At 68.3% G+C, this 11,808-nt stretch carries 4 protein-coding genes; all 4 read left to right on the top strand.

Annotated features, from left to right (window positions below; all coding sequences use genetic code 11):
- Nucleotides 1–51 precede the first annotated feature (51 nt).
- Complete coding sequence (locus tag MJ777_RS07520) at nt 52–2,067, top strand: protein meaA (RefSeq protein ID WP_239374455.1); 2,016 nt, start codon at nt 52–54, stop codon at nt 2,065–2,067.
- A 77-nt stretch (nt 2,068–2,144) separates the two neighbouring features.
- Entirely contained in the window at nt 2,145–2,717 is a 573-nt protein-coding gene (locus MJ777_RS07525) for an HD domain-containing protein (RefSeq protein ID WP_239311834.1), read from the top strand.
- A gap of 242 nt (nt 2,718–2,959) precedes the next feature.
- Nucleotides 2,960–3,622 (top strand): endonuclease NucS, encoded by a 663-nt coding sequence (gene nucS, locus MJ777_RS07530; protein ID WP_239311830.1) that lies wholly within the window; start codon nt 2,960–2,962, stop codon nt 3,620–3,622.
- Nucleotides 3,623–4,157: 535 nt separating this feature from the next.
- The coding region (locus tag MJ777_RS07535; RefSeq protein ID WP_239374457.1) for a DNRLRE domain-containing protein at nt 4,158–11,808 on the top strand (7,651 nt) is incomplete at its 3' end.

The raw sequence follows: 11,808 nt of genomic DNA on the forward strand, positions 1-11,808 counted from the left end.
TACCTCCCGGTAGGCTCCGGTCATCGGATGAGCCTCCGGGAGGGTATGGCGATGGCCAATACGGTGCGGCGAGAGCAGTCCGAGCAGGCCAGTCCGCGGCGGGACCGACCATGGATCATTCGGACCTATGCCGGTCACTCCAATCCGGCGGAAACCAACGCGCTTTACCGCCGGAACCTGGCCAAGGGGCAGACGGGCCTGTCGGTCGCGTTCGACCTGCCGACCCAGACCGGTTATGACCCCGATCACGAGCTCGCCCGCGGCGAGGTCGGCAAGGTGGGTGTGCCGATCGCGCATGTCGGCGACATGCGCGCGCTGTTCCATGACATCCCGCTGGGCCAGATGAACACCTCGATGACGATTAACGCGACAGCCATGTGGCTGCTCGCCCTCTACCAGGTCGTCGCTGAGGAACAGGGCGCGGACCCGGCGAAACTCACCGGCACGACCCAGAATGACATCATCAAGGAGTACCTCTCGCGCGGGACGTACGTGTTTCCGCCGGCGCCGTCGCTACGGCTGATCACCGATATGATCGCCTACACGGTGACCGAGATCCCCAAATGGAATCCGATCAATGTCTGCAGCTATCACCTGCAGGAGGCCGGTGCCACCCCCGTTCAGGAGATCGCCTACTCGATGTGCACGGCCATCGCCGTGCTCGACGCCGTGGTCGCCTCCGGGCAGGTGCCGGCCGAACGCACCGGCGAGCTCTGCGCCCGGATGTCGTTCTTTGTCAACGCCGGCGTCCGCTTCGTTGAGGAAATGTGCAAGATGCGGGCGTTCGTCGAACTGTGGGACACGTTGCTGCGGACCCGCTACGGGGTTACCGACCCCGGTCACCGGCGGTTCCGCTACGGCGTCCAGGTCAACTCCCTGGGCCTGACCGAGGCGCAGCCGGAGAACAACGTTATCCGGATCGTGTTGGAAGCCCTTGGCGTGACGCTGTCGAAGGACGCCCGCTGCCGGGCCCTGCAGCTACCGGCCTGGAACGAGGCCCTCGGCCTGCCCCGGCCCTGGGACCAGCAGTGGTCGCTGCGTATCCAGCAGATCCTTGCGCACGAGACCGACCTGTTGGAGTACGACGATCTCTTCGAGGGCTCGGTTGTCGTCGAACGGCGGGTGGCTGAGCTGGTCGGAGCCGCGCAGAAGGAGATCGACAAGGTACAGGCGATGGGCGGCGCGGTGGCCGCGGTCGAGAGCGGCTATATGAAGTCCCAGCTCGTCGCTTCGCAGGCGAACCGGCGGATGCGCATCGAGTCCGGCGAGGACGTGGTGGTCGGTGTGAACAGCTTCACCGCCACCGAGCCGAATCCGCTGCTCGCCGACCTGACTGCGGCGGTCCAGACAGTGGACCCGGCGGTGGCGGAGGCTGCCCGTGCCGACATCGCGACCTGGCGGGCCGATCGTGACGCGCGCGCCGTGGACGATGCCCTGCGGGGCCTGCGGGACGCGGCGAAGACCGACACGAACCTGATGGCCGCAACGCTGGTCTGCGCCCGTGCCGGAGTCACCACGGGGGAGTGGGCCGGTACCCTGCGCGACACCTTCGGTGAGTACCGGGCTCCGACAGGTGTGTCCGGCGCCGCGGTACACGCTGGCGGCGCCGAGCTTGCCGGCGTGCGGGACAGGGTCGCCGAAACCGGGCGGGAACTGGGCCGCAGACTGAAGTTCCTCGTCGGCAAGCCGGGCCTGGACGGGCATTCCAACGGTGCCGAGCAGATCGCCGTACGCGCCCGCGACGCCGGCTTTGAAGTCGTCTACCAGGGCATCCGGCTGACACCGGCGCAGATCGTCGCCGCCGCGGTGGAGGAGGACGTGCACGTCGTGGGCTTGTCGGTGCTGTCCGGCTCCCATCTGGAGCTGGTGCCCCAGGTCCTTGACGGGATGCGGGCAGCCGGGATCGGTGACGTACCCGTCATCGTCGGCGGCATCATCCCGCCCGCGGACGCCGAGCGTCTCAGGGCGCTCGGCGTGGCCGCGGTCTACACACCGAAGGACTACGGTCTCACCGAAATCATGGCTGGGGTCGTGGACGTCGTCCGCGCCGCGAATGGCCTGGCCTGAGCCGGCCTGAGCCGGCCTCCCAGAGACCCGGACAGGTGGTGCGGGGCCGCCCGGGGCCGCGTAGCGTCCAGAGGGTGATGGCTGACGAGGGCACCCATCCCCAACGCGCGTCGGCGCGGGGCGCCGGACGGGCCGAGGACAGCAGCGGGCCGGCCGCGCCCCCCGTTTCCCTGCGGGACGCCGTCGAGCTGGCCACCCGCGCCCATGCCGGCCAGCTCGACAAGATCGGTGATGACTACATCGGCCACCCGCTGCGGGTGATGGACGCTGTCGGTGCCGCCGCGGAGCGGGCCGCTGTCGACCCGTACCACGCCCGGTTGGCCGCGGTGCTGCACGACGTCGTCGAGGACACCGATGTCACCCTGGCGGACCTTGCCGCCCTCGGTTATCCGCCCGAGGTCGTCGCCGCGGTCGACGCGCTGACCCACCGCGACGGGGAGCCGGTGCCTGACTATCTCACCCGGGTAGCCGGCAACGACCTGGCGGTCGTGGTGAAACGCGCGGACATGGCCGACAACAGCAACCCGGCGCGGCTGGCGAGGCTGCCGCGGGATCAGGCGGACCGCTACACGCGACGTTACGCTGACCGTGTCCGGCTACTCGACGATCTTGTCGCCGGGCGCAAGGCGGACTGGGCACGGATGGGATAGGACGGATGGGGCAGGGACGCACCGTGGACAGGTAAGAGCGCCCGGCAATAGGGGCGTGGATCAAGGAGCGGGGCTGGGGTGCGTGCATCGCAAGGCGGCGGAGGGAGCCACCCTGGTGTTGGGTGGTGACCGACGACAACACAGCGAGGTGCGTGCCCCAGCCCCGCGACGCCGCGTCCCTATTGCCGGGCGCTCTAAGCGGGTGTAGGTGGCGAGGTCGCGGCACGATAGCGTCCGGGGCTGTGCGTCTTGTGATTGCCAGGTGCAGCGTCGACTATGTGGGCCGGCTGACCGCACACCTGCCCAGCGCTGTTCGCCTGCTGCTGGTGAAGGCCGACGGGTCGGTGTCCATCCATGCGGACGGGCGGGCCTACAAGCCGCTGAACTGGATGAGCCCGCCGTGCGTGATCGCCGAGGCGGACGGCGTCTGGCGGGTGACCAACCGAGCGGACGAACAGCTCGTCATCACCCTCGAAGAGATCATGCATGACTCGTCGCACGATCTCGGCGTGGACCCGGGTTTGCAGAAGGACGGCGTGGAGGCGCACCTGCAGGTACTGCTCGCCGAGCGGCCGGATGCCATCCGCGCCGGCCTCACCCTGGTGCGCCGGGAGTACGAGACTGGCATCGGTCCGGTCGATCTGCTTTGTCGCGACACCGACGGTGGGAGTGTCGCTGTCGAGGTGAAGCGCAGGGGCGAGATCGACGGCGTCGAGCAGCTGACCCGCTATCTTGCCCGGTTGGAGGCGGACCCGTTCCTGCCGCATCCGGTGCGCGGGATCCTGGTCGCGCAGTCGATCACCCCGCAGGCGCGGTTGCTTGCCGCGGACCGCGGTCTGGGCTGTGTCACCGTCGACTACGACGCCCTGCGCGGACTGGCGCCCGCGATCCCGACCCTGTTCTGATTTTCCAACGCAGTCGATAGCGACACCCGCCAAGAACAACGAACGAACTATTGTTGCGGCCGCCGTTGAACAGCTCGACTCCGCGATGGTTCGTGTGCAATGCTGCGCGTCGTGAATTCATCTGTACCAGGCATAAATACTAATCTTGCGTCCGGGTAGCGGCCTGGCTGTCCGCTAGGAGTGTTCCGGGAGCCGTCGTTCGACCAGGGAGCCGGACAGTCGGCTTTCGCGGAACATGTCCTGATCTCACCGCCAAAAAACTCGACATACCCGCGGTGAGCTGTCTGCGGTGTGCTGGTCGTTCTGTTCGTGCTGTTTGCCGCGCGTTCATCTGGGCGTGCGGGTCACTCCGGGTTTTCTTGTCGGGCCGCGCTGTTGTCCGGTGCTGTCCGTCGGCGTGGGCTCATGTAGGTTTTTGCCGTCAGATCTTTGGAGTTTATTCATGCGTGGCCGGCTTTCTGCCGCTCGTCTCCGGACGCTCTCTCGCCGGGTGTCTCGGCGGGTGTTGGCGGCTATCTCATTCGGGTTGGTACCGGTGCTGGTGCTGACCGGGCTGGTGATGCTGCGGATAGTCGGGGGCGGTACGGGCGGGCCGGCGCCGTTGGTGAATCCGTTCCGGACGGTGGCGTTGCCGCAGAGCTCGAACGGCAGTGCGGCGGGCCGTGACACGCAGGTGCCCACGGCGCAGTCCCAGTCGGGGAAGGCGCCGGCGGCGGACAAGGCCCGTGCGGTGGTCCCGGCGGTGGCGGGGGCGGTGGCGACCACGGCACAGGAGGCGCCGCGTCCGGTCGACCTGGCGAAACCGGATCCGTCCGCGGGTGTGGCGCGTTTCGGTGCGGCGGCGACGGTGACCCCGGCGATTGCGCCGGTGGCACGTGAACCGCAGCCGGGCCAGGTCGAGCTGCCCGAGCGGCGGACGGTGTGGAGCGACGAGTACAGCAATCCCGACGGGACTCACACCACCCAGGTGTATTCGGTGCCGAAGCGGTTCACCGACGCTGGCGGGAAGCTGGTCGACATCGACACGGCCCTGGTGGCGGCGGGTGGGGGGCGGCACCGGGTGGCGGCGGTCGAACACGCCGCGGACATCGCGGACACCGCGGATGATCCCCGGTTGGCGACGGTGCAGGTTACCGGCGGCGCGTCGGTGTCGTTCGGGATCGCCGGCGCGGGCCCGGCCGCGGCCACGGTTGAGGGGGCGACGGCCTCGTACGCGGATGTGCGGCAGTCGTCGGATGTGTGGCTGGCGGGGACGTTGTCGGGGTTGAAGGAGACGCTGGTCCTGCGCGCGGTGGACGCCCCGACGCGGTGGACGTTCCCGTTGGAGTTGCACGGCCTGACCGCGACGCTGGACGGGAAGTCCCAGCAGATCTCCCTCGCTGACGGCGCGGGTGCGGTGAAGGCGGTGATTCCGCGGGGGTCGATGGAGGATGCCGCGGTTGATCCGCATGTGGGCAGCGGGGCGTATTCGGAGGGTGTCGTCTACTCGCTGGTGACCGCCGCGGATGGCCGGGCGGCGTTGCAGGTGGATCTGGATGCCGGGTGGCTGTCCGATCCGGCGCGGGTGTTCCCGGTCAAGGTCGACCCGTCGGTCGAGGTGTTGCAGGCGTGGGCGGACGACACCTACGTGTCGTCGGCGTATCCGAATTCGCATTACAACACGTTGGACGACATTCACGTCGGGACGTACAACGGCGGCGGGGACGTCAATTACGGTTATATCAACTGGCAGGGCACGGCGGCGGTGAACCAGGTCAACGTCCTGGGCGTGACCGTTTCGCTGGTGAACAGCTGGTCGTGGTCGTGTACGGCGCGGCCGGTGAGCCTGTACGAGGTGAACCAGTCCTGGGATGGCACGACGATGCTGTGGCCGGGGGCGGCGATCGGCCCGGAGGTCGCGCAGAGCAGTTTCGCCTACGGGTATTCGTCGTCGTGCCCGGCGAACTGGGGTTCCTTCAGCGATCCGCGGTTGACCGCGCTGGTGGATGACTGGACGCACGGGCGGAAGACGAACACGGGGACGTCGGTCCGGGCGAGTACGACGGATAATTATGCGTGGAAGAAGTTCCTGTCGAATAACACCGCCACGGCGGCGAACCGGCCGCAGATGTCGATCACGTGGACGCCGTACGGTGCGCAGTACAGCTATCCGTCGGGTAGTCCGGTGTGGGATCAGCCGCTCACGAACAACCAGCAGGGCAAGGTCTGGGTCCGGTTGACGAACACCGGCCGGGACGCGTGGGGGGCGAACAGCAACTACATGCTGTCGTATCACGTGTATGACGCGTCGAACACGACCGAGCTGGTGCATCAGGGGTACGCGACGCAGCTGCCGACGACGGTGAATCCGGGTCAGACAATCGATTTGTTGACGACGGTGAATCCGTTGGCGCCGGGGACGTACACGTTGCGGTGGGACATGGTGAACTGGGGTACCACCTGGTTCTACGACGAGGGGGTACCGACCCTTTCGCAGGGGTTGATCGTGCCGAACGTGGCGCCGGTGGTGACCTCGGCATCGCCCATGAATGGCGCGGCGGTGTACTCGCTGACGCCGACGTTGACGCTGACGGGTAATGACCCGGACAACTATCCGGGTCAGGGGGTGAACTTCAACTTCCAGTTGTGTACCGGGTCGGATGCGAATTCGGGGAGCTGCTGGTCGTCGGGGTGGATCAGCTCGAATATGTGGAGCCCGCCGAAGGGTGTCCTGTCGTGGGACCAGTCGTATTACTGGCAGGGTTGGGTTGGTGACTTCCAGCTTCCCAGCGCGGCGATGTCGCCGAGCCGGCTGGTGACGAAGGTTCCCCTGTCTGGTCCTGAGGGTCATCTGGGTGCGGATCCGTATGCGCCGGCGGTGGCGAACGTGACGCCGGTGGTGGGGAACTATGCGACGTCGACGGTGGACGCGTCGGTGGCGGGGGTCGGGCCGGCGCTCGGGGTGACCCGTACTTACAACGACCGGAACCCGGCCGATGGCCTGTTCGGGGTGGGTTGGTCCAGCCAGTACGACATGGCGATCGCGCCGGATCTGGCCGGGGAGGGGAATCTCGCCGTCCGGTATCCGGATGGGCGGGTGTCGCGGTTCGGGCGTAACCCGGACGGCTCGTTTGTGCCGTCGCTTGGCTACTACTCGCTGTTGCAGGGGCCGTCGCCGCGGGTGGCGTCGTTCACCGGGGCGGACTCGAACGCGTCGTTGGGGTCGGCGGATACGGGTGAGGGCTGGCAGGTGCTGGCCGGCACCTGGGGGATCGCGGGGAACGACGCCTATCTGGTGTCGGCCGCCTCCGGGCGGAGTGTGGCGGTGTTGCCGGCGGGGTCGGACGGCACGGTGCGGTTCACCCTGCCGGTGGCGCAGGACAATCTCGGGGTCGCGTTCCGTGTGCAGGACGCGGACAACCTGTGGATGTTGTATGCGAAGCCGTCGGCGAACCAGCTGGTGCTGGCGAAACGGGTCGCCGGGGTGACGAGCACGGTGGCGACCGCGTCGAACGCGTGCTGCGCGGCGTCGGATGTGTTCGCGGTGACGACGGCGGGGTCGTCGATCGCGGTGTCGCGCAACGACCGGGTGGTCGCGACCGCGAGCGACGGTGCGTTCCAGACGGCGACGCGGGCCGGGTTGTACGGGTTGGCGACGGGTGCGGGGCGGGTCGGTGGGTTCGCCATCCTGGATGATCAGCAGCGGGATTCGTTCACCCGGGGGAACTCGTCGACGTCGGCCGGGGTGGCGGACAGCGGTGCGGCCTGGACTGCGCTGGCCGGCGTCTGGGGTGTCGACAGCAACCGTTCGTATCTGGTGTCGAGTGCGGCTGGCAACCAGAACCTGCTGGTGGTGAACGCGGCGGCGGACGGGTCGTTCAGTTTCACCGAGCCGGTCACCCAGGCGAACATGGGGTTGGCGTTCCGGGTCGCGGACACCGCGAACTTCTGGCGGTTGGTGGCGGTGCCGTCGGCGAGCAAATGGCGGCTGATCAAGCGTGTCAGTGGGGTTGACACGACGGTCGCCAATGCGTCGAGCTCCTGTTGCACGACGTCGGACACGTTGACGGTGGTGACGAACGGGCCATCGATCATCGTGTTGCGGAACGGCACACAGATCATGTCGGTGACCGATCCGGCGGTGCTGTTCGGGACCCGGGCGGGTCCGTACACCGAGGGCACCGGGTCGGGCCGGGTGGACGACGTGGTGCTCACCGCCGCCACCCTGCTGATCGACAAGACCGGTACGGCGTCGGCGTTCCGTTCCGATGGCCGGCTGAGCCGGGTCACGGATGTGGCCGGTCGGCAGCTGCAGCTGGGCTACGACGCGACCAGCCGGTTGACGCAGGCGTTGAACGTGACGACGGGGCGGTCGTTGGCGTTCACCTGGTCGGGCACGCATGTGAGCCAGGTGGCGACGAACACGGTCGGCGCCTACGGCGGGCCGGTGGTCTGGTCGTACGGCTACACCGGCGCCAACCTCACCTCGGTGGTCTCGCCGCGGTCGTCGACGCCGACGACGTACGCCTATGCGTTCAACGGGCTGTTGGGGCAGACGATCCTGCCGCGGGGGAACGTCGCGGAGACGATCGGGTACAACCTGGACGGGACGGTGGCCTGGCGCGAGGAGGGGCTGGCCAAGCGCACCACGTTCACGGTGATCAGTAGCAGTCCGACGGTGATTGTGCGGGTGACGGACCCGCGGGGGCACGCCGAGGACTGGGAGTACGCGAACGGTCAGCTGATTTCGCATCGGGATGGGACGGGGAACCGCCGGTTCGCGTATAACGACCGGGGTTTCCTGGCGCAGGTGACCGATGAGAACGACAACCTGCTGATGCTGCAGACCGATACCCGGGGGAACATTCTGGCCCGCACGACGGTCCGGGCGGTCACGGGCGGTACCCAGCAGGCGAACAGCGACTATTACAGCTATTTTCTGGGGGCGCCGGGAGATCCCCGCAACGATCTGATGACGGTCTCCCGGGACGGCCGGTCGGCGTCCGCGACCGACAGCACCTACGCGACGACGTTCGCCTACAGCGTGCTGGGGGATCTGGTCGCGAAGACCGTGCCGGCCACGTCGGATTTCCCGTCCGGGCGGACCACGACCTGGTCGTATGCGGCGGGCACGGAATCGGCGACCGGTGGTGGCACCGTCCCGCGCGATGTGCTGCTGTCCACGACGGATCCGCGGGGGAAGGTCACGGCCTTCTCCTACGACAGCAAGGGGGATCTGCGCGGGGACGTCGATCCGGCCGGGCTGGTCCACGACTACAGCTATGACGAGCTGGGTCGGCGGGTCACGGCGAAGGAGACCTCCGACAGTTTCCCGGCGGGGCTGACCACGACCACCGCCTACGACAAGCTGTCGCGGGTTTCGCAGGTGACCGAGCCCGGGGTGGTGAACCCGGTGTCCGGGGTGACCCACACCCGGGTCACGGCGAACACCTACGACCTGAACGAGAACCGCACCCAGACGGTGGTGTCGGATGCGACCGGTGGGGATGCGGCGCGGACGACGACGTACGCCTATGACAACGACGACCGGGTGACGTCGACGACCGCGGCTGCGGGGGCGGCGGAGGCCGCGACCACGGCCACGACGTATGACGACAACGGGAACGCCGCGACGGTCACGGATCCGCAGGGCACGGTCACCGCGTTCACGTACACGGCCAAGAACCTGCTGGCGACGACCACGGTGAAGAGTTTTGTGGATGATCCGGTGGCGGGGTCGACGCCGCGGGACGTGGTGACCGAGTCTCGGGCCTACGACCCGGCGGGCCGGTTGGCGAGTGTGACCGATGCGCTGGGCCGGACGGTCCAGCACACCTACTGGTTGGATGATCTGCCGCGGCAGGACATTCTGGTGGGCTACCGGCCGCCGGACACCGTGAACGGGGTGCTGTCGAGTCCAGCTGCCCGTGACATTGTGCTGGCCGATCGCAGTTATGACGGGGCGGGTAATCCGGTCGGGGTGACGACCGGTGGTGGCCGGTTGACGGTGACCACGGTGGTGGATGCGGCCGGGCGGACGACGCGGTCGACGGTGGATCCGGCGGGGCTGGCCCGCACCACCGACCTGGCCTATGACGCGAACGATGATGTCACCTCGGCGGTGTCGGGTGCGGCGGGGACGAGCACGACCGGGCGGGTCGATATCGGGTATGACAACGCGTCCCGGGTGACGTCGCGGGCGGTGTTCGGGGACGGCTCGGCGACGTTCGTGTCGACGACGCTGCGGGATCAGCGGGGGTTTGTCACCGGGACCGCGGATCCGCGGGGGTACGTCGCGGGAGGGTCGCCGGACCCGGCGTATCTGACGAACAGCAGCGTGGACGCGGCCGGCCGGGTCACCCAGAGCAAGGCGCCGCCGGTGTTGGTGGAGGAGAACGGCGCGACCGCCACCAGCGGTCGTCCCACGTCCGACGTCGGGTACAACACGTTCGGGGAGGCTACCCACCGTCGGGATACCCGCGGGCTGGTCACGACCCGCATCGTGGACCGGCTGGGCCGGGTCACCCAGACGAGCTACCCGGCCTACACCCCGCCGGGCGGGAGCGTGCTCACCCCGGTCGAGTCGTGGACATATGACCGCAACGGCAACGTCCTGACCCATGTGAACACCCGGGGGAAGACCACATCGACGGTGTACGACCGGCGGAACCGGCCGGTGGCGGTCACCGAACCGCAGGTCACTGGCGCGTCCGCCGGGGTGAGCCGGCTGGGTTATGACGATGCGGGGAACGTGACGTCGGCGGTGAACGCGGTCGGGGCCTGGACGTTCCTGGCGTATGACGATCTGAACCGGGTGTGGGCGGCCACGGCGACGGAGCGCTCCCCGCAGGGCACGTTCACCACCTATACCGATCATGATGATGCGGGGAACGTCACCCGGGTGATCAAGCCGGCGAACGTCGGGTCGCAGGCGGCGTGGACCGGTGTGTACGACGCCACGGGTGGGCTGATCAGCGAACGCGACGAGCTCGGGAAGCTCACCAGCCGGACCTACGATCTGGCAGGTCGGTTGGCGTCGGTGACGGATCCGTTGGGCCGGTCGACCCGGTACACCTACGACCGGGCCGGTCGGCGGGTCACTACCGCGCAGTTCTCGGCGTCGAACAGCCAGCTACGCACGGCGAGCATCGGTTATGACGCGGCGGGGAACCCAACGTCGTCCACGGACGCGAACGGGTGGACGACCACCCGGAGCTACGATCCGCTGGATCAGCTGCGAACGCTGACCGAGCCGGTCACCGCCTCGGCGTCGATCACCACGAGCGTGGGGTATGACGCGGCTGGGCACCGGACCCGGCTGACCGACGGTAACAGTCATGCGACGGTGACGACGTTCAACAGTCTGGGCCTGGTCGAGACGACGATCGAGCCGTCGACCACCGCGTATCCGGCGGCGGCGGATCGGACCTGGCAGACGTCGTATGACGCCGGTGGGCTGCCGGTCAGCCTGGTTGAGCCGGGTGGGGTGACCCGGGCGCGCACCTTCGACGCGTTAGGCCGGTTGACCGCGGAGTCCGGCTCGGGGGGTGGGGCGGCATCGGCGTCGCGGACCCTGGGGTATGACCTGATTGGCCGGGTCACGTCGGTGAACCATCCGTCGGGCACGCAGTCGTTGACGTATAACGATCGGGATCTGCCGATCGGGAGCACCGGCCCGGCCGGGTCGTCGTCGTTCGGTTATGACGCGAGTGGCCGGATGAACTCGCGGACCGACGGGGCGGGGACGTCGTCGTTCGGGTACAACGCCCGGGATGATCTGATCTCGACGTCGGGTGCTGTCACGGGTGGGACCCGGACATTGGGCTATGACGATGCCCGTCAGCTGACCTCGGTGACCTACGCCAGTGGTGGGGCGGTCCGGTCGTTCGGTTATGACCAGCTGGGTCGGACCACCTCGGACACCCTGACCGGGCCGGGCGGGACGTTGCGGGCGGCGACGTACAGCTATGACGGCAACGACAATCGGCTGGCTGAAACGTTGAGTCCGGCGGCGCTGGCGGGGTCGGGGAGTCAGAGCTACGCCTATGATCGGGCGGATCGGCTGACGTCGTGGACGAATCCGGCCGGGACGACGACGAGCTATGGCTGGGACGCGGCGGGCAACCGCACTGCGGTGGGCGGCGCTGCGGCGACGTTCGATGAGCGGAACCGGCTGACCTCCGATGGGACCGCGACGTATACGTATT

The organism is Protofrankia sp. Cj5 (assembly GCF_917627405.1).
GTDB lineage: Bacteria > Actinomycetota > Actinomycetes > Frankiales > Frankiaceae > Protofrankia.

Excerpts from the sequence above, each read along its gene's own strand:
- MJ777_RS07520 (WP_239374455.1), top strand. The coding sequence starts at position 52 with ATGGCCAATACGGTGCGGCGAGAGCAGTCCGAGCAGGCCAGTCCGCGG.
- MJ777_RS07525 (WP_239311834.1), top strand. The coding sequence starts at position 2,145 with ATGGCTGACGAGGGCACCCATCCCCAACGCGCGTCGGCGCGGGGCGCC.